Consider the following 22,432-nt stretch of genomic DNA (forward strand, 5'->3'; position numbering starts at 1 on the left):
CCGCAACGGCGGGCCACCCGAGAATGGCCAGCACCTTAACTGCGCGGTTGTGGTACACCGGTGAAGCGGATGTGAAAAAACGGTTATCCCTGCCAGCCACCCCCCAGGGCCTTGTACAGGGTCACCCGGTTGACCTGCTCGGCCAGTTGCAGGCTGATCAGCGACTGCTGGGCCGAATACAGCGAGCGCTGTGCATCAAGCACGTCGAGGAAGCTGTCCGAGCCCTGCTTGTACAACGCCAGCGACAGGGTGTAGCTGGTGCGGGTGGCCTCGGTCAGGTTGCGCTGGGCATCGAGCCGTTCGTTGATGTGGGCGCGCACCGACAGGGCATCGGCCACTTCGCTGAAGGCGGTCTGCAGGGCTTTTTCGTAGCTGGCCACGTCGATGTCGCGGGTGACCTTGGCGGCATCCAGGCTTGCGCGGTTGCTGCCGGCGTTGAAAATCGGCAGGTTCACCGATGGGGCGAAGCTCCAGGCACCGCTGCCGCCCTTGAACAACCCCGACAGCGCGCTGCTGGCGCTGCCGCCACTGGCGGTAAGGGTGACGCTTGGGAAGAACGCCGCGCGCGCAGCGCCAATATCGGCATTGGCCGCCTTCAGCGTGTGCTCGGCCGCCAGCACGTCGGGGCGGCGTTGCAGCAAGGTCGAGGGCAAGCCGGCCGGCACGCTGACCAGCAGGGTGCTGTCGAGCGGGTTCTGGCCCGGCAGCAGGCTGTCGTCCAGGCGCTGGCCAACCAACAGCTCCAGGGCATTGCGGTCTTGCTCCACTTGGCCCTGGTAGTTGGCCGCATCGGCCCGGGCCGACTCGACCGTGCTGCGCGCCTGGGCCAGGCTGACCCCGGACTCGCCGCCAAGGCCATGGCTCTGCTGCACCAGGGCATAGGTTTTCTGCTGGCTGGCATAGGTGTCGTTGGCCAGCTTGAGCAGTTGCTGGTCGGCGGCCAAGGTCATCCACGCACTGGCCACTTCGGCCACCAGGCTCAACTGCGTGCTGCGGCGGGTTTGCTCCAGCGACAGGTACTGCTCCAGCGCCGCATCCTTGAGGTTGCCCAGGCGCCCGAACAGGTCCACTTCATAGCTGCTGATGCCCAGGCCCACGCTGTACTGGCTGCTGACCGTGGTGCTGCCGTTGGACAGCGCCCGCTGGCGAGTGCCGTCGGCGCTGGCCGACAGCGCCGGGAACAGCGCGGCCCGCTGGATGCGGTACTGGGCACGCTGGTATTCGACATTCAGCGCGGCCACCCGCAGGTCGCGGTTGTTGGCCAGGGCCTGGGCGACGGTGTCGCGCAGGCGGCTGTCGACGAACAGGGTTTGCCAGGCGATGTCGACCTGGGTGGTGCTGCTGGCGGCACTGGCGCTGCTGCCAGGCCACTGCTCGGCCACCGGCGCCGCCGGGCGCTGGTAGTCGGGGGCAAGGTTGACGCAGCCGCCCAGGGCCAGCGCCAGAATAAGTGGGGTCAAGCGCATCAGGCTTCTCCTGCAACGGTATCGGCGCGGGTAGCACGGCGGCCGGCCAGGCGCTGCACCAGCACGTAGAACAAGGGAATGAAGAACAGGCCCAGCAGCGTGGCAGCCAGCATGCCGCCCAGCACGCCGGTGCCGATGGCCTGGCGCCCGCCGGCACCGGCGCCGCTGCTCAGGGCCAGCGGCAGCACCCCGAGAATGAACGCCAGCGAGGTCATCAGCACCGGGCGCAGGCGGATGCGCACGGCTTCGAGGGTGGCGCTAAGCAGGTCCTGGCCGCGCTCGTAGCCTTCCTTGGCGAACTCGACGATCAGGATCGCGTTCTTCGCCGCCAGGCCCACCGTGGTCAGCAGGCCGACCTGGAAGTACACGTCGTTGGCCAGCCCGCGCAGCCCGGTCAGCAGCAGCGCGCCGAGGATGCCCACCGGCACCACCAGCATCACCGCGAACGGCACCGACCAGCTTTCGTACAAGGCCGCCAGGCACAGGAACACGAACAGAATCGAAATGGCGTACAACAGGGGGGCCTGGTTGCCGGCCAGGCGCTCCTGGTACGACTGCCCGGTCCAGGCATAGCCGACGCCCTCGGGTAACTGGCCCATGATCTGCTCCACTGCGGCCATGGCATCGCCGGAGCTCACCCCGGCGGCAGGCTCGCCGACCAGTTCATAGGCGCCGAAGCCGTTGTAGCGTTCCAGCAGCGGCGAGGCGGTGCTCCACGAGGTGCTGGTGAAGGCCGACAGCGGCACCATGGCGTCGCTGTCGTTGCGTACGTACCAGGCGCCGATGTCCTCGGCTTGCATGCGTTTGTCGGCTTCGCCCTGCAGGTAAACCTTCTTTACCCGCCCGGCATCGATGAAGTCGTTGACGTAGCTGCCGCCCATCACCGTGCTCAGGGTGCTGTTGATGTCGCTGGCCGAAACACCCATGGCCCCGGCCTTGCGGTCGTCGATGGCAACGTCCAGCTGCGGGGTGTCCTCCAGGCCCTGGGCGCGCACATTGGCCAGGCGCGGGTCCTTGGCGGCCAGGGCGATGAACTGGTCGCGTGCCTTCAGCAGTTCGGCATGGCCCAGGCCTGCCAGGTCCTGCAGTTGCACGTCGAAGCCGGAGCTCTGGCCCAGGCCCTGGATCGCCGGCGGGGCGATGACGAACACATTGGCGTCGAGGATGCTCGACAGTGCCCGGTTGGCGCGTTGCGCCACGGCGGCCGCACTGTGCGCCTCGCCCTGGCGCGCGCTCCAGTCCTTGAGCTTGATGAAGCCGCGCCCGGAGTTCTGCGCGTTGCCGCCGTTGCCCAGGCCGCGCACGGTCAGGATCGAGTCCACTTCCGGCTGCTGCAGCATGTAGTCCTGCACCTGGCGGCTGACCGCCTGCAGGCGCTCGTCGGTGCCGCCGACCGGCAGGGTCATCTGCATCATCAGCATGCCCTGGTCTTCCTCGGGCAAGAATGCGCTAGGCAGCTTGTGGAACATCAACGCCACGCCACCGAGTACCAAGGCGTACACCAGCAGCGCACGCAGGGGGCGCGCCAGCACCTGGCCGACGGCGCCCTGGTAGCGCTCGGCGGTGCGCTCGAAGTGGCGGTTGAACCAACCGAAGAAGCCTTTGCGCGGCGTACCATGCTGGGCCACCGGCTTGAGCAGGGTGGCGCACAGGGCCGGGGTCAGGGTCATGGCCACCAGTACCGACAAGGCCATGGCCGCCACCAGGGTGACCGAAAACTGCCGGTAGATCACCCCGGTGGAGCCGCCGAAGAAGGCCATGGGCACGAACACCGCTGAGAGCACCACGGCAATGCCGATCAGCGCGCCGCTGATTTCACCCATCGACTGGCGTGTGGCTTCCCGGGGCGCCAGGCCTTTTTCGGCCATGATCCGTTCCACGTTCTCCACCACCACGATGGCGTCATCCACCAGCAAGCCGATGGCCAGCACCATGCCGAACATGGTCAAGGTGTTGATCGAGTAACCGAGCATGGCCAGTACACCAAACGTACCAAGCAGTACGACCGGTACGGCAATCGCCGGAATCAGCGTCGCACGCAGGTTCTGCATGAACAGGTACATGATCAGCACCACCAGGACGATGGCCTCGAACAGGGTCTTGACCACTTCCTCAATGGATATCTTCACGAACGGCGCGGTGTTGTAGGCCACTTCGCTGCGCAACTGCAGCTTGCTGGGGAAGAACTGCTCAAGCTCGGCCAGCTTGGCTTGCACCGCCTCGGACACGTCCAGGGCGTTGGCGCCGGTGGCCAGGCTCACCGCCAGCCCGCCCGAGGGCCGGCCATTGTGCTCGGCGACCACGTCGTAGCTTTCGCTGCCCAGCTCCACCCGGGCCACATCGGCCAAGGTCACCACGGCGCCGGCGCTGTTGTGCTTGAGCACCAGGTCGCGGAACTGCGCGGCGCTCTGCAGCTTGCTGCGGGCGTTGATGGTGGCGTTGAGCTGCTGCCCGGCGCGGGCGGGCAGGGCGCCCAACTGGCCGGCCGAGGTGTCGACGTTCTGCGCTTCGAGCGCGCTGCTCACGTCCGAGGGCATCAGCGCGTACTGCTTGAGTTTGTCTGGGTCGAGCCAGATGCGCATGGCATAGCTCGAACCCAGGGTGGTGACCTGGCCCACGCCACTGACCCGGCTGATCTGGTCATACAGGGTGCTTGAGATGAAGTCGCTGATATCGGTGGCGCTGACATCGGGGTTGTCCGACACCAGGGAAACGATGATCAGGAAGTCGCTGGCCGAATTGTGAATCTCGATGCCTTGCTGCTGCACGCTGTCGGGCAGGCGCGCCTTGGCCTGCTCCAGTTTGGTTTGCACCAGCATCTGCGCGGTGTTGATGTCGGTGCCGGCGGCGAAGGTCAGGGTGACCTTGGCACTGCCCGACGAACTGCTGCTCGACGACATGTAGGTCAGGCCGTCGAGGCCGGTCATCTGCTGCTCGATCACCTGGGTTACCGAGTCTTCCATGGTTTTGGCCGAGGCGCCGGTGTAGGTGGCGCTGAGGCTGATCTGCGGCGGCGCGATGTTGGGGTACTGGGCCAGCGGCAGCTGGAAGATGGCCAGGCCGCCACCGAGCATCACCAGAATGGCGATGACCCAGGCGAAAATCGGCCGGTCGATGAAGAAACGTGCCATGTAATACGCCTCAGTGACTGTCGTTGATGGCGGTGAGGGCGCTGCCCTGTGCCTGAATCTGCACCTGCTGACCGACGCGCACCTTCTGCAGGCCCTGGACGATCACCTGGTCACCGGCGGCCAGGCCCTGGCTGACCCACCAGCGGTTGCCCAGCGCACGGGCCAGGGTCAGTTCGCGCTGCTGCACCTTGCCGTCAACCACCACCAGGGCGGTGGCGTCGCCGCGCTCGTCGCGGCTCACGGCCTGCTGCGGCACCAGGATGGCGTCGTTCTGCACGCCTTCCTGCACGGTGGCCTTGAGGTACATGCCCGGCATCAGCAGGCCGTCGGGGTTGGGCACCACGGCGCGGAAGGTGACGCTGCCGGTGCTTTCGTCAACGCTTACGCCGTTGAAGGTCAGGGTGCCGGCGTGGGCATAGGTGCTGCCGTCCTCCAGCTCCAGGCTGATGCGCGCAGCGTCTTGCTGCCCGCTCCTGGCCAGCTTGCCTTCGGCCAGTTCGCGCTTGAAGCGCAGCAGCGTGCTGCTGGGCTGGGTGAAGTCGACGTAGATCGGGTCCAGTTGCTGCACGGTGGTCAGCGCCGTAGTCTGCTCGGCGGTCACCAGCGCGCCCGGGGTGACCGAGGAGGTGGCACTGCGGCCATCGATCGGCGCGGTGATGCGGGTGTAGTCGAGGTTGATCTGTGCGGTGTGCTGCGCGGCCAGCGCCGATTGCAGGCTGGCCCGGGCTTCGAGCAACGAGGCCTGGGCGCTTTCATTGCTTTCGGCGCTGATGGCGTCGATCTTCACCAGCTGTGCATCGCGCTTGGCCTTGAGCTCGGCCGCCTTGAGCGTGGCGCGGGCCGAGCTGACCGTGGCCTGGGCCTGGGCCAACGCCGCCTGGTAGGGCTGCGGGTCGATCTGGTACAGGGCCTGGCCGGCCTTGACCGTGTCGCCCTCGTTGAACAGGCGTTTCTGGATGATGCCGCCCACCTGCGGGCGAATCTCGGCCACCAGGTGCGCCGTGGCGCGGCCGGGCAGGGTGGTGGTCAGCGCCTGGGCGGCGGTGGTCACCTCGTACACCGCCACTTCCTGGAGCGGCGGCGCTGCGTCGGCGGTTTCGGCCTCGCGGCAACCGCCGATCACCAGCAGGCCGGCGCCAAGCAGCAGGGCGCGGGCCAGGGGCGAACGGGCAAACATCAACGAGTGGAATAAAGTAGGCATCGCAGGCTCCGAGCCGATGGATTTCGATGGCCCAAGCCTGCTTGGCAATTGTGCAGCCATTGTGCAGAAAGCATGGAGTTTGCCCGGCCTACCTTGCAGGCAGGGGGCCTGCGGGTTTCAATGGCGGCCTGTTCAGCGTGCCGGCGGTGCCATGAGAGTCAGCCTTTCCCGCAAGTTTTTCTTCGCCATGCTCGCGGTGTGCGCGTTCGCCGTGCTGGGCATGGTGTTCGCCGCCTATGTGAGCCTGAAATATGGCTTTCTGGGCTACCTCAACCAGCAAGGCGAAGAGCGCATGGAGCGCATCGTGCCGCGGGTCGAGCAGGCCTATGCCCGCCATGGCAGCTGGGAGTTCATTCGCCAGGACAAGGACCAATGGTTCGAGTTGCTGCGCCCGGACGATGCCCAGCCCGACAAAACCTTCGACCCCAGCCTGCTGACGGTGTCCGACCTCACCGGTGCCTTCGTCCGTTTTGCCCTGCTCGATGCCGACCACCGGCCGATCATCGGCTACCAGGCGGCGAGCAGCGACATGCTGCTGCGCCCGATTCACCACCAGGGCCAGGTGGTCGGCTGGATGGCCCTGGCGCCCCTGCAATCGGTGACCAGCGTGGGCGACCGGCGCTTCCAGCTCAACCAGCTGCGTTCCAGCCTGCTGATCGGCCTGGCCTGCCTGCTGGCCACGGCGGTAATCGCCTGGTGGCTAAGCCGGGCGCTGTTGCGGCCGATTCGCGAGGTGGCCAGCGCCACCCACCGCCTGGCGGCGGGTGACTACGCCATCCAGCTGCCCGTGCGCTCGGCCGATGAGGCCGGGCAGTTGGCTGGCGACTTCAATCGCATGGCCGCCACCCTGGCCAGCAACGAACGCATGCGCCGCGACTTCATGGCCGATATCTCCCACGAGCTGCGCACGCCACTGGCGGTGATGCGCGCTGAACTGGAAGCGATGGAAGACGGTATTCGCCCCCTCGACGGCAATGCCCTGCGTTCGCTGCAGGGCGAAGTGGGCGCCCTGAGCAAGCTGGTGGACGACCTGTTCGACCTGTCCCTGGCCGAGGTGGGTGGCCCGACGTACCGGCGCGAGCGCATCGACCTGCAGGTGCTGTTGCCGGTGGTCGCCGATGCGTTCGCCGCCAGCTTCGCCGAGCGTGGCCTGGCGCTGCGCCTGGAATTGCCGGGGCAACCGCTGTGGGTGTTGGGCGATGAGTCGCGCCTCGGCCAGTTGCTGCACAATCTGCTGGAAAACAGCCGCCGTTACACCGATGCGGGCGGCCATACTGTGTTGCGCGCCTTCCAGGAAGGCGACCAGGTGCGGGTGCAGTGCGAGGACACCGCGCCCGGCGTCGACAGCGCGTCGCTGGCCCGCCTGTTCGAGCGTTTCTACCGCGCCGAGCGCTCGCGCAACCGCGCCAGCGGCGGCACTGGCCTGGGCCTGGCGATCTGCCGGGGCATTGCCGAGGTGCACGGCGGCAAGCTCACGGCCAAGGCATCGGCGCTGGGCGGGTTGCTGCTGGAACTGGCCTTGCCGGCCGCTGGGGAGGATGCATGAGCCAGATTTTGTTGGTGGAAGATGAACCCAAACTCGCCGCCCTGGTGGGCGACTACCTGCGCGCGGGCGGTTACACGGTCGAGCACCTGGCCGATGGCCTTGCGGTGATTCCGGCCATTCGCCAGAACCATTACGACCTGGTGCTGCTCGACCTGATGCTGCCCGGCCGCGATGGCCTGGATATCTGCCGCGAGCTGCGCGGCTTCAGCCATATGCCGTTGATCATGATGACGGCCCGGGTTGACGAGATCGACCGCTTGCTGGGCCTGGAGCTGGGCGCCGACGACTATATCTGCAAGCCGTTCTCGCCCCGCGAGCTGGTCGCCCGGGTCAAGGCCGTGCTGCGCCGTGGCGGCGCCCAGGCCCCAAGCCTGGGCCTGGAACTCGATGCCCGGGCCTTTCAGGCGCGCTACAAGGGGGTGGCAATGGAGCTGACCCCGGTGGAGTTTCGCATGCTTGCCGCCCTCGCGGCCCGGCCCGGCCAAGTGCTGTCGCGGGACCAGTTGATGAACCACATCTACCAGGACCACCGGGTGGTCGCCGACCGCACGGTCGACAGCCATGTGAAGAACCTGCGGCGCAAGCTCACGGCCATCAGCCCGGGCCACGACCCGTTGCGTTCGGTGTACGGCGTCGGGTACAGCCTGGAGTTCGAATGAGATCGAGCGCCGCCCGCGGTGGCCACATGAACACTGGCCCGAAACAAACGTAGGAGCGAGCGCAGCTCGCGAAGCGCCGCGCGGGCGGCGCTCGATTTGCGCACCCCCGCAAACCTCAAGACATGCACCGGCGCGCCGCCGGCCTGCACCCGAGCACCGTGTCAGTGCTGCGCACTGTCCACGGCGATGGCCTCGCCCGACACATCAAGGTGCCTGGCGCGGCGGTCGGCAAGGGCATAGTGGATCAAGCCGCCCAGCCCCGCACCGAAGAACCAGGAAAACTGCGACAGCGTGTCGAACGCCGGCACCAGCGCCAGCACGATGGCGATCAGCGACGCCGGAATGAACGCCGCCACGGCGCGCAGGTTGACCCCGCCACGGTAGTGGTAGGCCGCTTCCGGGCTTTCGCTGTACAACTGCGGCAGGTTCACCCGGCTGCGGCGCACCAGGTAGTAGTCGGTGACGATGATGCCATACAGCGGCCCGAGCAACGCCCCCAGGCCGCCGAGGAAGTACACGATCACCGACGGGCTGTTGTACAGGTGCCAAGGCAGGATCAGCACCGCGATGGCCGCGCTGAGCAAGCCTGCGCGGCGGAAGTTCAGCAGCTTCGGCGCCAGGTTGGTGAGCACGAAGGCCGGGGCGACGAAGTTGGCCATGATGTTCACCGCCACGGTCACGATCAGGAACGCCAGGCACGCCAGCACCAGGCCTGCCGTGTTCGGGATGGCCGCGACGATCTCGGTCGGGCTCTGCACCAGCTTGCCATCGATGCTGAACTGCGCCCCGGCAAGCACTACCGCGATCAGCGCAAAGCCCAGCATGTTCACCGGCAGGCCCCAGAAATTGCCCATGTTGATGGTGCGCTTGTCGGGGCAGTTGCGCGTGAAGTCGCAGAAGTTGAGGATCATCGAGCCGTACAGCGACACCCACAGCGCCGCGGCCCCGAGCACTTTCAGGCACATTGTCGAGCCAGTGGGCGGGTTGCCGCTGGACCAGGCAATCGACAGGCCGCAGCGCCAGTACATCCAGCCTGCCAGGGCGGTAAAGGCAACCAGGATGACGGGCCCGGCTAGCGACTCGTAGCGGCGCACCATCTCCATGCCATAGGCAAAAATCGCCACTTGCACGCACCAGATACCGAGGAAGGTGACCCAGCCCAGGGTCGACAGGCCAAGAATCGCGTTCTGGTCGTAGGCCTGTAGCGCGGGGGCGATGGCGGTCAGCAGCACGCGCAGTACCACCGAGGCGAGGTAAGTCTGGATGCCGAACCAGGCAATGGCGATCACCGCGCGAACCAGCGCCGGAACCTGGGCGCCGTGGATGCCGAAGCTGATCCGGCACAACACAGGGTAGGGCAGGCCGGTTTTCTGGCCCATGTAGCCAGAAAGGTTCATCAGGCCATAGATCACCAGGGCGCCGAGGGCGAAGGCGGCAAGGATCTGCGCGCCGCTCAGGCCCAAGGCGAACAGGCCGATGGCGAAGGCGTAGTTGGCGATGTTGTGCACATCGTTGGTCCACAGGGCAAAGAGGCTGTAGCGCCCCCAGGTGCGATTGGCCGCGCGTGTGGGTGCCAGGTCGGCACTGTACAGGCGCGGGCTCAATGGCAGCTCACCGGGCCTGGCGGTTTCTGCGCGGGGAACATCGACTGGGCTGACACCGGAACGAGAAATCGACGCCATCGGAACTCCTGATGGTTGTGTACTTTTATTGTTTGAATTTGTATACAAACAAGAAACGTACCAACGTGGGGAGGCCGTGGTTTGGGGGGCGTTGGCCCGGACTGGGCGCGTTTAGGGGGGGCTAGTTGGGAATATTGTGCACAGGTCGTGTTACTAAGTGTGTCAGAGGGCGCTGCTTGCGCAGCGCATCGCGAGCTTTGCTCGCTCCTACCGGGGGTTGGGGGGTGGGCACAGGATTAGGTCGATCAGCCTGCCGCTGTGGCTGCTTCACCGCTGGCCGCGCCATGTTCGTGCGCCAGCGACAGCCTTTTCAGCAACGGTAACAACAGCACCGCCAGCGCCATCGCCCCCACCGCCGCCCAGCCCAAGCCGCTGAACAGGCGCATGTACAACGGCAGCGACAGGGTCGCTTGCATCCCCGCCGGGGGCATCTGCGCAAGGTTGGCTACCGCACTGCCCAGGTACTGCGCCACACCCGCCGCCACGAAGTAGGCACCCATCATGAACCCGCTCATGCGCACCGGCACATAGCGCGAAATCATCGCCAGGCCCAGGCCGCTGATCAACAGGTCGCCGAGCGCATACAGCGCATAGCTCCACACCACGAACCACGACGATACGCGCCCGTCCACCGCGAACTGGCCACTGACCACCAGCAAGAAGAAGCTGGCCGCCACCGCGGCAAACCCCAGGGTGAACTTCACCGCCACCGGGGCATCGTGGCCACGGCCGGCCAGGCCGTTGTAGAACAGAACCAGGAACGGCCCCAGCACGATGATCCAGATACCGCTAAGCGCCTGGAACTGGGCGGCGCTCCAGGTGAACAACGTGTGTCCGAACACGGTGAAACGCGGGTCGACATTGCGCAGGGCGAACAGGGTGATCGAGGTGTACTGCTGCTGGTAGAAAATGAAGAACAGAAACACCTGCACGGTCAGTACCAGCGCCGCAAGCAGCCCAGCACGTTCGGCGGGCGCTGCCGTCAGGGTCATGTAGACGAAGATCGACAGGATGCTGGCCCCGGCGGCCCAGATGGTGAAGGTTGCCAGCAGCGTATGTTCCAGCACCAGCGCGGTGAACAGGCTCAGCACCACCGCACCCGCCGCGATACCGGCGACGCGCCGCCAGTGCACAGGTTCCTGGTCGGCCGGTGTGCCGATATGCCCCAGCGTGCGGTGCATCAGCAGGAAATTCAGGATGCCCATCGCCATGCCCGCGCAGCACACGGCGAATGCCGCGTTCCAGCCCCACTGGTCCTTGATCCAGGGTGTGACCAGCATCGAGGCGGCCGCGCCGAGGTTGATGGCCAGGTAATAAGTGGTGAAGGCGCTGTCGATCCGCGCCTCGTCGCCTGCATAGATACGCCGTATCAGGCTCGCCGCGTTGGCCTTGAACAGGCCATTGCCCACCACGATCACGCTCAAGGCGGCGAACAGGTAAGGCAGCTCCTGCCTGGCCAGTGCCAGCATCAGGTAGCCGCAGCACAGCACCACGGCGCCGGCGACCATGGTGCGGCGTGCGCCGAGTACCCGGTCGCCGATCCAGCCACCGATGGCCGGCGCGGAAAACGCCAGGGCACTGAAGGCGCCCCAGGTCAGGTTGGCGCGGCTGTCGTCGAAGCCGAGCTTGTCGATCATGAACAGCACCAGCAGCGCGGCCATGCCGTAGAAGCCGAAGCGTTCCCACAGCTCGACCAGGAAGACGGTGGTGAAGGCGCGGTGTTTCGATGTTGGGCGCATGGCGGGTGGCTCTCCGATTATTGTTGTTCGAGCGCTCGGGCGCTGGGGGCAAGGCTACGGTTCCTGTGGCCGGTTAACGAGCCAACAAAAAGCCACGGTGTTCACCTTGGTTTGCCACCCCCATACACGTCACCCGGCGCGGCGCTCAGCTGAGCTTTCGCCTTCTTGCGGCGTCGCGCAGGCAGTCGATCAACATGCTGGCGGCAGGGGTCGGTGGGCTGTTGCGCCGGGTGATGACCTGCATCGAAATGGGCGGGATGGTTTCTTCAAGCGCCAGCACCGATACCGAGCTTTGCCATTTGAAGTCGAGCAACTGGCGCGGCATGGCCGTGAGCAGGTCCGACCCCTGCACCAGGCCATGGGAAACGCCATAGCTCAGGCATTCCACGACACGTGTAGGAATGGGTAGGCCCTGCGCGTGGAATACGTCGAACAGCACCTGCGCCGAGCTGTCTGGCGCCAGGTTCAGTAGCCAGTCGGCATCTACCAGCTCGGCCAGCCGGGTGGCCTGGGCCAAGGGGTGGCCATGCCTGGCAACCACCACCAGTTCGCTCTGGTACAACGGCGTGTGTTCGAACGCATCGGCAATGGCATCGCTGCCCATCGCCAGCACGGCGAAATCCAGCGTGCCGTCGTGCAGCTGCCGTAACGCCGTACCCGGAAAGCCTTCGCTGATGTTCACCCGCGCCTTGGGGAAGCGCCGGCGAAAGGCAGCGAAGGCTTCCGGCAGGATGGTCAGGGCGGTGGCCGGGGTAATGGCGGCGGCCAACGAGCCCACCGCGCCATCGCGCGCCTGCTCGACATCCTCACGGGCGCGCTGCATCTCGGCAACGATCAGCCGGGCACGCACGTTCAGCTGTTGGCCGATGGCGGTCAGTTGCACGCCCCGGGTGGTGCGCACGATCAGCGACACCCCCAGAACGTGCTCAAGCTCCTTGATGGCCTTGGTCAGCGCGGCCGGCGACAGGTGCAGGTGCCGCGCCGCCGCGCGGATGCTGCCTTCCTCGACGATGGTGACGAACGCTTTGAGCTGGTGGTATTTCATGGACGATCCGTTGCCTTGGCCGGGGGGGCGCGATTATCGGCGCTGCGCAGGTGGCTGCCCAGCGGCAATCGGCAGTGAACACCCACACCATTGATTGGCTTATGGGCCGTGGCCCTGGGCGATAGGCTTTTGCGGCACAAGTACCCGCCCAAGAGGAAACACCATGGACCCCGTTCTGCCGGAAATTGCCGCCATCGCGCCGGAGCTGATCGCACTGCGCCAGCGCATCCACGCACACCCCGAGCTTGCCTTCGAAGAAACCGTCACCAGTGACCTGGTGGCCGAGTGCCTGACGGCCTGGGGTTACCAGGTTCACCGGGGCCTGGGCGGCACCGGCGTGGTCGGCGTGCTGCGAGCGGGCAGCGCCGGGCGCAGCATTGGCCTGCGTGCCGACATGGACGCGCTGCCGCTGGCCGAGAACACCGGCTTGCCCTACGCCAGCGTCAACCCCGGGAAAATGCATGCCTGCGGGCACGATGGGCATACCGCGATGTTGCTGTGCGCGGCCCGCCACCTGGCCAGAACCCGCGCCTTCGACGGCACCGTGAACCTGATTTTCCAGCCGGCCGAGGAAGGCTTCGGCGGCGCCAAGGCGATGATCGACGACGGCCTGTTCGAGCGGTTTCCCTGCGACGCTGTGTTCGCCTTGCACAACATGCCGGGCATCGCCGCCGGGGACATGGCCTTTTGCGTGGGGCCGATGACGGCCTCGTCGGACAGTGTGACCATCCGCCTGCGCGGCGAGGGCGGGCATGGCGCCTTCCCGCACCGGGCCTGCGACCCAATGCCTGCGGCCGGGGCCATCATGCTGGCGTTGCAGACGATCGTCGGGCGCGATGTCGACCCGCTCGACGCCGCCGTGATTTCGGTGGGCAGTGTGCACGCCGGCGAGGCCTTCAACATCATTCCCGAGCAGGTGGAAATGCGCCTTTCCGTGCGCACCCTGGATGCCAACGTGCGCCAACGTGTGGAGCAACGCATCCGGGCGCTGGTGGCCGGGCAGGCGCAAAGCTTCGGCTTGCAGGCCGATATTGACTACGCGCGCGGTTACCCGGTACTGGTCAACGACCCCCAGGTGACCGCATTCGCCACCCGCGTCGCCCACGGCTTGCTGGGCGAGGCGCGTGTGGACCCCCAGTCACGGCCAGTGATGGGCAGTGAAGACTTTGCCTACATGCTGGAGCAGGTGCCCGGTTGCTACGCCTATATCGGCAATGGCCTCGGCAGCCGGGGAGGGTGCATGGTGCATAACCCAGCGTATGACTTCAATGACGATATTCTCGCACTGGGTGCCACTTTCTGGGTACGCCTGACCGAAACCTGGCTAACCAGTCAATAACCTGGGCATTGCGCGTTTTTATACTTTTATTTGCTGTTTTTATTAACTTGCCGCGGCCCCGGCGGCAAACTTCAAGTCAACCCGGCGCGACATGTAGATGCCTGTTTGCGCCGTCGAACCTGACTATTTGATGCACCCTGCAGGTCGGTGGTACTTGACAGCAATGGGGCAATCGGAACGGGGCCAAGCGGAGCCCCAGCTTTCGCTTTCGGCCCCGTTCCGACGGCGTTGACCCCTCTTCGACGCATCGTCTATTCTGCGCATTCCGCCGGTATACAAAAGGTAGACAATAGGTCTGCTATTTGTCTGCAGGGCATGCCAGAGCCGATCCAGGCATGGCGCACATAGCGATGAACTGAAACACGCGCACGCCACCCACCGCTGCCAACGCCACGTTTGCAGGCCGCGATGCCGTGCCTGTTAGTTGCAGGTTCGGGCCGCCGTGTTTCAGCGTCTTTGGTTACAAGAATAATTAATGGCAAAGAGGGCATAAGGCAGTGAGCACTCACACTGTTTCTATCGAAGATGTACCGCTCAATAACTTCCACCAGTTGATGAGCGTTCGCGCCGGGGGCGGCTGGTTGCTCGACGGCTATATCCTCAGCATCATCGGCGTGGTGATCGTGCAGTTTTCCGATTACCTGAAGCTGGACTCGTTCTGGCAGGGCATGGTCGCCGCTTCGGCCATGTTGGGCACGTTCTTCAGCGCCTTCGTCGGCGGCTGGCTGACCGACAAGATCGGCCGGCGCAAGCTGTTCTTCGTGGGGCCGATCCTGTTCATCGTGGGCTCGGTGGGTTCCTTCTGGGTCGAATCGGGCCTGGCACTGTTCGTCCTGCGATTCCTGGTGGGCATTGGCGTTGGCCTCGAATACCCCGTGGCAGGCTCGCTGCTCACTGAATTCCTGCCGCAAAAGCACCGCGGGCGGCGCCTGGCGGCGTTGACGATCCTGTGGTTTGCCGGTGCGGCGCTGTCATACATGGTGGGCAACTTTATCCTGGCGCGGGGCGGCGACGATGCCTGGCGCATGGTACTGGCCAGCTCCGCGGTGCTGGGCGGCCTGTTGTTCCTGGTGCGCCTGGGCACCCCCGAGTCGCCGCGCTGGCTGATGAGCAAGGGCCGCAGCAACGAGGCCGAGCGCGTCATCAAGCGGGTATACGGGCCGTCGTTCTCCCTGGCCAACATGCCGGAGCAGGCGGTGGAGAAGAAGGTCACGCTGGGCGACCTGATGCGCTCTGGCTACGGCAAGCGCATGTTGTTCGTGGCGGTGTTCTGGAGCTCGGCAGTGGTGCCGATGTTCGCGGTGTACTCCTTTGCCCCGGTGGTGTTGCAGGCCTTGAACCTCAAGGGTGACTGGGCCGCCTACGGCTCGGTGATGATCACCTTGCTGTTCGTGGTGGGCTGCATCATTGCCACTCGGTTGATCGACACGCTCGGCCGGCGCCCGCTGATCATCCACAGCTTCCTGTGGTCGACCCTGGCGTTGCTGGGCCTGGGGGTGTTCTCCGACGGCTCCGAGATGCTGGTGCTGACGCTGTTCGGTGCCTACGCGCTGTTCATCGGCGGTGCGCAGATTCTTGAGCTGGTGTACCCCAACGAACTGTTCCCAACCGAGGTGCGCGCCTTCGCGGTGGGCCTGGGCTCGTCCATGTCGCGTATCGGCTCCGCCGCTGGCACTTGGCTGGTGCCCATTTCGCTGCACAGTATCGGCATTGGCAACACCATGCTGGTAGCTGCCCTGGTGTCCCTGGCCGGCCTGGTCGTGTCGGTGTGGCTGGCGCCGGAAACCCGTGGCATGAGCCTGGAAATGGCCGCTTCGCTGGAGCGTTGATAGCCCGAGCGGCGCGCCCCGGTAGGAGCGAGCGCAGCTCGCGATGGGGCGCGCAGCGGCCCCAAGGTTTCAGCTTCGCGGCTGACAACGCCGGGGCTGCTTTGCAGCCCATCGCGAGCTGTGCTCGCTCCTACAGGGAATTTGGGCGCGCCCTGCGATGGGCTGCAAGGCAGCACGAGGTAATAGCGCGCTGCTAATCTACGCTGCGAACCGCAGGCACGGCCACTTGGGCTGGGTCTTCAACGCGGTTGCGGGTGCGAATCAACCCACCGCACAGCACGCCGATCTCGAACAGCAGCCACATGGGCACCGCCAGCAGGGTTTGCGAGAAGATGTCCGGCGGCGTCAGCACCATGCCCACCACGAAGCAGCCGATGATCACGTAGGGGCGCACCTTCTTCAGGTACTTCACGTCGACCACGCCGATCCACACCAGCAGCACCACCGCCACCGGGATCTCGAAGGCCACGCCGAAGGCGAAGAACAGGGTCATCACGAAGTCGAGGTAGGCAGTAATGTCGGTCATCATCGCCACGCCTGCCGGGGTGGCAGCAGCGAAGAACTTGAACATCAGCGGGAACACCAGGCAGTAGGCGAAGGCCATGCCGGCGTAGAACAGCAGGATGCTCGATACCAGCAAGGCCAGGGCGATGCGCTTTTCGTGGCGGTACAGCCCCGGCGCGATGAAGCCCCAGGCCTGTTGCAGGATGAACGGGATGGCCAGGAACAGCGAGACGATCATCGTCAGCTTGAACGGCGTAAGAAACGGTGAGGCCACGTCGGTGGCGATCATCGTCGCGTTGGCTGGCAGGTGGTCGCGCAGGGGCGCCGAAACCAGGGTGTAGATCTGCTGGGCGAAGGAGAACAGCCCGGCGAAGATCAGGAAAATGACGGCCACGCAGCGCAGCAGGCGGGTACGCAGTTCGGTCAGGTGTGAAACCAGCGGCATCGGCTGGTCGGGTTGCGGATGTTCGCTCATGGGGCTCGCGGCGGTTGAGGCTGTGCGGTTGTTTCAGCCGCAGTGGCCGGCGTTGGCGTAACGGGTGGTTGCAGCTGGGGCGTGTCGTGCAGGGTGCGGCGGATGTCGTCGGCGCCCACCTCGCGCTCCACCTCGGCCTTGATCGCGTTGAAACTGCGTTTTAGCCGGCCGATCCACAAGCCGGCGGTACGCGCGGCGCCGGGCAAGCGCTCGGGGCCGAGCACCAGCAGGGCCACCAGGGCCACCAGCAGCAGCTCACTGAAATTGATACCGAACATGCTTCAGCCGTGCTGCTGTGGTTGCGCGCTGGCCTGCGCCTGGGGCGCCTGCGCGGCGGGTGCAGGTTGGGCCGTCACCGGGGCCGGTGTGCTGTCGTCATCGCTCATGGCCTTGCGAAAGCCCTTGATCGATTCGCCCAGGTCGCCGCCCAGGTTCTTCAGCTTCTTGGTGCCGAATACCAGTACCACCACGCCCAGCAGGACGAGCCAGTGTTTCCAGTCAAAAATACCCATGGTGCTCTCTTTGCGTGTGCCGTTCAGGCAGGGGAGGAAAGGCTGGCGCACGCGGCGCCAGCCTGCCGGGTCAGGCTTCCAGGCCAGCTTTGGCCTGGCCAGTGCGCAGGGTGAAGTTCACGCCCATCGACAGCACCGGTTGTGGTGGGTTCCAGTTTGGCTTCGGTGCCGACAGCAGGAACTCGGTCAGCGGCTCCATCTTGCCGGCCAGCATGTTGGCCAGCAGGGTGCCGGTGGCGGTGCCGCGCACGGTGCCCAGGCCGTTACAGGCCAGCGCGCCGTACACGTTCTCGCGCAGCTCGCCGAAGAAACCGGCGCCGTTGCGGGTCATGCCCAGGCCACCGCCCCAGGTGTGCTCGAACGGCACGTCGGTGAGGGTGGGGAAGCGGCGTTCGAACGACAGGCGGTGGGATGCACGAACCTTGTCGGTGTAGCCATCCTTGGAGCGGCCATCAGGGTTGAAGCTGAAGCTGTTGCGCACCAGGATGCGGTTGTCGTGGGTGCGACGCAGAGTCGAGCCGAATGGGTCGGCCGGGATCACGCCCCAGAACTCTTGGCCACCGATGCTGGCTTGCTCGGCCGGGGTCAGCGGACGGGTCAGGCTGCCGTAGGTGAAGATTGGCAGCATGCGGTTTTCCAGGAAGCCGAAGTGCTGGCCGAAGTGGTTGTTGCCCAGGATCAGCTTGCCCGCGGTGATGCGGCCGGTTGGGTGCTGCAGCACGATCTTCTGGCCGTAGTCGACCGCGGTGATCACGGTGTCTTCGTACAGGGTGACGTTTTCCGGCAGGCTGTCGGCCAGGCCTTTGACCAGCGCCGAAGGCTGAACCAGCATGGTGCCTGGGGTGTACAGCGCCTTGCGGTAGAACGAGGTGCCGATGTGGTCCTTCAGCTCGTTGCCTTCGATCAGCTCGACTTTCTCGCCCAGGGCTTCCAGGCCGCCACGGTAGGCGTTGAGCACGGCAATGCCCTTGTCCTCGATGGCTGCCTGGTATTTGCCGGAGTGGCGCAGGTGAGCGTCTTCGATCTTGTGCTCGGCCACCAGGTCGCGAAGGATGCCCTGGCCACGCTGGTTCAGGTGCAGGATGTTCTTGGCGTTGGTCTTGTCGCCAATGTAGTCCGGTGCGCCGATGTCGTGGGGCACGTCGATCAGGAAGCCGGCGTTACGGCCGGAGGTGCCGAAGCCGACCTGCTGGGCTTCAACCAGGATCACGCGGTCCTGGGGGAAGTTCAGGGCCAGCTGGCGTGCAGCGGCAAGGCCGGTGAAGCCACCACCGATGACGACCCAGGGTGCCTGGTCATCGCCGATCAGCGGCGCTTTGGGCTGGCGCACGCGGCTGGTGTGGAACCAGCCCGGGGAGGAGTCGTCACGTGGCAACGCATCGACGCGCACCAGCGAGTCCGGGTCTTTCGGCAGACCGTCGCTGAGCAGCGACGCCGAGGCGCCAGCGGCGATGACACCTGCGCCCACACCGGCACCAATAAGCACATTTCTTCGAGTAACAGCCACTTCCATTTATCCCATTCAAAGGTGTGAGGCGAAATGGTCAGGGGTGACTACGTGCGTTTGCGGGGTCGGCCAAGCCGCTGGAAATGCGCCGGGCCAACCTACGTACATCAGCCTGACCGGTGAAATACAATGTGTATACAGATAGTATAATTACCATTGAGGTGCGTCAATACGCCACCCCTGAGTGTGTGATAGCGGGGCGCAATGTTCAGATTTTGAAGGGGATCTAGGGAGGGGAAAGCAGGCGCCGCTTGCGCGGCGCATCGCGAGCTGCGCTCGCTCCTACGAAGGGATTTGCGTTAGCCGGGGTAGGAGCGAGCGCAGCTCGCGATGCGCCCGCATAGGTAAATCACGTTTCAGGGCTGGCCTCAGCCTCAAGCTTCAACCGGTCAGCCTTGCTGATGTACTTGGGCTTGTTGCTCTTGGGCGCCAACTTGGCATTGGCCTTTTTCTGGTGGGCCTTGAGCAGTTGCTTGATCTTCTTCTGGCGGTTCATCGGGCGTCTCGGTGCGCAGCATGGGGTGGCCATTCTACCCCATGCTGCGCCACCGCGATCAGTTCAGCACCTGGCCCAGCCGCTCATCCCGCCGGGCCTCCCAGCGCGCAATCACCAGCGGTGCCAGCGCGTTGCCCAGCACGTTCAGCGCCGTGGTCGGCATCTCCATCAAGCGGTACACCCCGGCGATGAAGGCAATCCCCTCCAGCGGCAAACCGGCGCTGGCCAGGGTTGCGGAGAGAATCACGAACATGAAGCCCGGTACACCCGCCGCCCCCTTGGAGGTCAACACCATGGTCACCACCAGCAGCGCCTGGTCGGCCAGCGACAAGTCGATGCCATACAACTGCGCCACGAACAGCGTGCCAATGCCCAGGAACAGTGACGCACCGTCGAGGTTGAACGAATAGCCCACCGGCACCACGAAACTCACCAGCGACGGTGGTGCGCCATAGCTTTCCAGCTTCTTCATCAGTTGCGGCATTACCGCAGCCGAGCTTGCGCTGGAAAACGCCAGCAGCAACTCGTCACGAATGTGCCGCATCAGGCCGAACAGGCTGATACCGGCCAGGCGGGCAATGCTGCCCAGCACGAACAGGGTAAACAGGGCGATCGCCACGTAGCTCACCAGAATCAGCTTGCCCAGCGGCAGCAGCGAGCTGAAACCGAAGTTGGCCACCGTCACCGCGATCATGCCGAACACGCCGATCGGCGAGTACGCCATAATCATCGACGTCACCCGGAACATCGCCTCCGACACTGCCCGCAGCACCGCCAGCAGCGGCGCCTTGCGTGCCTCGGGCAACTGCCCCACGCCCAGGCCGAACATCACTGCGAAGAACAGCACCGACAACAAGCTGCCCTGGGCCATGGCGGCGATGATGTTGTCGGGAATGATGCCAACGATGATCTGCCCCAGCGTGTGGCTGCCGGCGCCGCTGCCGGGCAGGGTGACATTGCCGGCCTTGAGGCTGGCAAGGTCGGTGCCTGCGCCGGGCTGCAGCAGGTTGCCGATCACCAGGCCCACGATGATCGCGGTGGTGGTGACGGCGAAGAAGTACAGCAGGCTGCGCACGCCGATGCGGCCCAGCGCCTTGCCGTCGCCATGCCCGGCAATGCCCACCACCATGCAGGCGAAGACGATGGGCACGACGATCATTTTCATCAGCTTGATGAAGATATCGCCCGCCGGTTGCAGCAGGTTGTCGACCATCCACGGCCGCAGGGTGGGGAAGTGGTTGAGCAGCGCGCCCAGGGCGATGCCCAGCAGCAGGCCGATAAGGATCTGCCAGACCAGTGGGATACGGGGGGTATGCATGGTTGCCTCGGTGTCGGGATTATTGTTGTAGGCAGTTCAGTGCAGGGCCATCCGTTGCCCCTTCAAAGCGTGTCAGCGCAGGCGGTCGACCGCTCTTTTCAGGCGCTGGCAGCCCTCATCGATCACCTCCAGGCCGCTGGCGAACGACAGGCGGATATACGGCGACATGCCATAGGCCGCGCCTGCAACCACCGCCACCCCGGTTTCATTGAGCAGGTAGGCGACCACGTCGCTGTCACTGCCAAGCGTCGCCCCGGCCGGCGTGCGCTTGCCCAGCAGGCCAGCAACATTGGCGAACACGTAGAACGCACCCTCGGGCGGCACGCAGCGAACGCCCTCGATGCCCCCCAGGTGCGCCAGCATCCGCCCCCGGCGCTCGCTGTAGAGCGCGCGCATGGCGGCGATGGGCGCCTGGTCGCCACTGAACGCTGCCACCGCAGCCGCCTGGCTGATCGAGGTGGGGCAGGTGGTGGTTTGCGAAATCAGCTTGGCAATGGCGTTGATCAGAAACGCCGGCCCCGCGCCGAAACCCAGGCGCCAGCCGGTCATGGCATAACCCTTCGAGGCGCCATTGACGATCAGCGTACGCGCTTTCAGGTCGGGCGCGACATTGATCAGCGACAGGTGGCGGGCGCCGTCGAACACGAAGTGCTCGTAGATTTCGTCCGACATCACCAGCACCTGTGGGTGGCGGCGCAGCACCTGGGCCAGGGCCAGCAGTTGCGCCTCGCTGTACACCGCACCGCTGGGGTTGTTCGGGCTGTTGAGAATCACCCACTTGGTGCGCGCCGTGATGGCCTGCTCTAGTGCCTCGGGCGTCAGTTTGAAGCCCAGGCTTTCGTCCCCGGGAATGATCACCGGGGTTGCCTGGTTAAGCAGGGCGATGTCCGGGTACGACACCCAGTAGGGCGTGTGCACCACCACTTCGTCACCGGCATTGAGCGTCGCGGCCAGGGCGTGGTAGATGATGTGCTTGCCGCCGCTGCCGGCGATCACTTCGTCCAGGCCGTACTGCAGGCCGTTGTCGCGGGCCAGTTTGTCGACGATCGCCTGGCGCAGGGCCGGTGTGCCGCTGGTGCCGGTGTAGTGGGTATCACCGGCCTGCAGCGCGGCGATGGCGGCCTGGTTGATGTGGGCAGGGGTGTCCAGGTCCGGCTCGCCCACGGTGAAGTTGACGATGTCGCGCCCCTCGGCGCGCAGCCTGGCCACCAGGGCGTTGGCCGCGATGCTGGGAGACGGCTGGATGCCCAGCACCCGGTCAGACAGGAAGGCGTCGCTCACAGGCAGTCCTCCAGCAGGCCGAACTTCTTCAATGGGGCATCGATCCACGACTGGCGCGGGTTGCCCGTGGCAATTTCGGCCATCACCGCCGCTTCGAATTCGGCATGCCGCGCCGCGGCCGCGATCACCGCCTGGGCATCTTCCTGGGCAAAGGCGACCAGCCCGTCTTCGTCACCCACCAGCAGGTCACCGGGGTTGACGATCATGCCGCCGATCGACACCGGCACGTTGATCTCACCGGGGCCGGTCTTGTACGGCCCGCGGTGCACCACGCCACTGGCATAGCAGGGGGTGTCGGCGAAGGCGGCAACATCACGGATCGCGCCATCGATCACGAAGCCTGTGCAGCCGCGCTGCTGCGCGTACAGCTTGATCAGTTCGCCAATGGCGGCGTTGCTGGTGTCGCCCTGGGCGTCCACCACCAGCACATGGCCCGGCTGCAGCAGGGTCAGGGCCTTGTAGATGTAAAGGTTGTCGCCGGGGCGGCTCTTGACGGTGAGGGCGGTGCCCACCAGCTTGCCGCTGCGGTTGTAGCGGGTCAGGCCGCGGGCACCGATGTGGCGGCCGAGGTTGTCGCTGATGTGCGGGGTAACCACCTCGCGCAGTGCGGCGACCAGGTGTTCGGGCGCAGGCGCCGGGGTGGGGAGGATGCGAGAGCCGGGCAGGGACATTGTTGTTCTCCAGTTCGGTGGGGCTGGAGTG

18 protein-coding genes are annotated in these 22,432 nt (G+C 65.5%); 4 read left to right on the plus strand and 14 right to left on the minus strand.

Going from position 1 to position 22,432, the window contains the following annotated elements; all coding sequences use genetic code 11:
• Positions 1-83: 83 nt before the first annotated feature.
• From F3J44_RS14530 to F3J44_RS14540, 3 genes are read right to left on the minus strand one after another with little or no spacing between them, the layout of a single operon-like run.
• Positions 84-1,466 carry an efflux transporter outer membrane subunit gene (locus tag F3J44_RS14530; protein WP_167273521.1) on the minus strand — a complete coding sequence of 461 codons (1,383 nt, stop codon included), beginning with the start codon at positions 1,464-1,466 and terminating at the stop codon, positions 84-86.
• Positions 1,466-4,597, minus strand: coding sequence for an efflux RND transporter permease subunit (locus F3J44_RS14535; protein WP_167273524.1), 3,132 nt, complete (start codon positions 4,595-4,597; stop codon positions 1,466-1,468). Before F3J44_RS14535 ends, F3J44_RS14530 begins: the two co-directional genes overlap by 1 nt.
• Positions 4,598-4,607: 10 nt before the next feature.
• Entirely contained in the window at positions 4,608-5,798 is a 1,191-nt protein-coding gene (locus F3J44_RS14540) for an efflux RND transporter periplasmic adaptor subunit (RefSeq protein ID WP_240158368.1), read from the minus strand.
• 151 nt (positions 5,799-5,949) lie between these two features.
• On the opposite strand from F3J44_RS14540, the gene F3J44_RS14545 reads away from it, so the two are divergent.
• Both F3J44_RS14545 and F3J44_RS14550 read left to right on the plus strand, forming a co-directional pair.
• Positions 5,950-7,344 carry an ATP-binding protein gene (locus tag F3J44_RS14545; RefSeq protein ID WP_167273528.1) on the plus strand — a complete coding sequence of 465 codons (1,395 nt, stop codon included), beginning with the start codon at positions 5,950-5,952 and terminating at the stop codon, positions 7,342-7,344.
• On the plus strand, positions 7,341-8,003 hold the full coding sequence (locus tag F3J44_RS14550) for a response regulator (RefSeq protein WP_167057055.1): 663 nt from the start codon (positions 7,341-7,343) through the stop codon (positions 8,001-8,003). Before F3J44_RS14545 ends, F3J44_RS14550 begins: the two co-directional genes overlap by 4 nt.
• Positions 8,004-8,164: 161 nt before the next feature.
• On the opposite strand, the gene F3J44_RS14555 is transcribed toward F3J44_RS14550, so the two are convergent.
• From F3J44_RS14555 to F3J44_RS14565, 3 genes are all read right to left on the minus strand, one after another.
• Entirely contained in the window at positions 8,165-9,685 is a 1,521-nt protein-coding gene (locus tag F3J44_RS14555) for an NCS1 family nucleobase:cation symporter-1 (protein WP_167273530.1), read from the minus strand.
• Positions 9,686-9,930: 245 nt separating this feature from the next.
• Positions 9,931-11,424, minus strand: coding sequence for a peptide MFS transporter (locus F3J44_RS14560; RefSeq protein ID WP_167273533.1), 1,494 nt, complete (start codon positions 11,422-11,424; stop codon positions 9,931-9,933).
• A gap of 145 nt (positions 11,425-11,569) precedes the next feature.
• Complete coding sequence (locus F3J44_RS14565) at positions 11,570-12,469, minus strand: LysR substrate-binding domain-containing protein (protein ID WP_167057045.1); 900 nt, start codon at positions 12,467-12,469, stop codon at positions 11,570-11,572.
• A 163-nt stretch (positions 12,470-12,632) separates the two neighbouring features.
• On the opposite strand from F3J44_RS14565, the gene F3J44_RS14570 reads away from it, so the two are divergent.
• Together F3J44_RS14570 and F3J44_RS14575 are read left to right on the plus strand one after the other, a co-directional pair.
• Positions 12,633-13,808 (plus strand): M20 aminoacylase family protein, encoded by a 1,176-nt coding sequence (locus F3J44_RS14570; protein ID WP_167273535.1) that lies wholly within the window; start codon positions 12,633-12,635, stop codon positions 13,806-13,808.
• A gap of 497 nt (positions 13,809-14,305) precedes the next feature.
• The gene (locus tag F3J44_RS14575) at positions 14,306-15,637 is read left to right on the plus strand and encodes an MFS transporter (RefSeq protein ID WP_167057039.1); all 1,332 of its coding nucleotides are present in this window, start codon (positions 14,306-14,308) and stop codon (positions 15,635-15,637) included.
• A 193-nt stretch (positions 15,638-15,830) separates the two neighbouring features.
• On the opposite strand, the gene tatC is transcribed toward F3J44_RS14575, so the two are convergent.
• From tatC to F3J44_RS14615, 8 genes are all read right to left on the minus strand, one after another.
• Complete coding sequence (tatC, locus tag F3J44_RS14580) at positions 15,831-16,616, minus strand: twin-arginine translocase subunit TatC (RefSeq protein ID WP_167273538.1); 786 nt, start codon at positions 16,614-16,616, stop codon at positions 15,831-15,833.
• Positions 16,613-16,894 carry a Sec-independent protein translocase protein TatB gene (gene tatB, locus F3J44_RS14585; RefSeq protein ID WP_167273541.1) on the minus strand — a complete coding sequence of 94 codons (282 nt, stop codon included), beginning with the start codon at positions 16,892-16,894 and terminating at the stop codon, positions 16,613-16,615. Before tatB ends, tatC begins: the two co-directional genes overlap by 4 nt.
• A gap of 3 nt (positions 16,895-16,897) precedes the next feature.
• On the minus strand, positions 16,898-17,128 hold the full coding sequence (locus F3J44_RS14590; RefSeq protein WP_167273543.1) for a twin-arginine translocase TatA/TatE family subunit: 231 nt from the start codon (positions 17,126-17,128) through the stop codon (positions 16,898-16,900).
• 70 nt (positions 17,129-17,198) lie between these two features.
• The gene (locus F3J44_RS14595; protein ID WP_370526202.1) at positions 17,199-18,614 is read right to left on the minus strand and encodes an FAD-dependent oxidoreductase; all 1,416 of its coding nucleotides are present in this window, start codon (positions 18,612-18,614) and stop codon (positions 17,199-17,201) included.
• 370 nt (positions 18,615-18,984) lie between these two features.
• Positions 18,985-19,131: a DUF2986 domain-containing protein gene (locus F3J44_RS14600; RefSeq protein ID WP_167056987.1), complete on the minus strand. Its 147-nt coding sequence runs from the start codon at positions 19,129-19,131 to the stop codon at positions 18,985-18,987.
• Between the two features lie 58 nt (positions 19,132-19,189).
• Positions 19,190-20,449, minus strand: a complete 1,260-nt coding sequence (locus F3J44_RS14605) for a cation:dicarboxylate symporter family transporter (RefSeq protein ID WP_167273546.1) — start codon at positions 20,447-20,449, stop codon at positions 19,190-19,192.
• A gap of 72 nt (positions 20,450-20,521) precedes the next feature.
• The gene (locus tag F3J44_RS14610; protein WP_167273549.1) at positions 20,522-21,730 is read right to left on the minus strand and encodes a pyridoxal phosphate-dependent aminotransferase; all 1,209 of its coding nucleotides are present in this window, start codon (positions 21,728-21,730) and stop codon (positions 20,522-20,524) included.
• A complete protein-coding gene (locus F3J44_RS14615; RefSeq protein ID WP_167056978.1) occupies positions 21,727-22,401 on the minus strand; it encodes an RraA family protein in 675 nt (224 codons plus the stop codon). The genes F3J44_RS14610 and F3J44_RS14615 overlap by 4 nt, the downstream gene beginning before the upstream one ends.
• Positions 22,402-22,432 lie beyond the last annotated feature (31 nt).

It is taken from the genome of Pantoea sp. Tr-811 (genome assembly GCF_011752535.1).
Taxonomy (GTDB): domain Bacteria; phylum Pseudomonadota; class Gammaproteobacteria; order Pseudomonadales; family Pseudomonadaceae; genus Aquipseudomonas.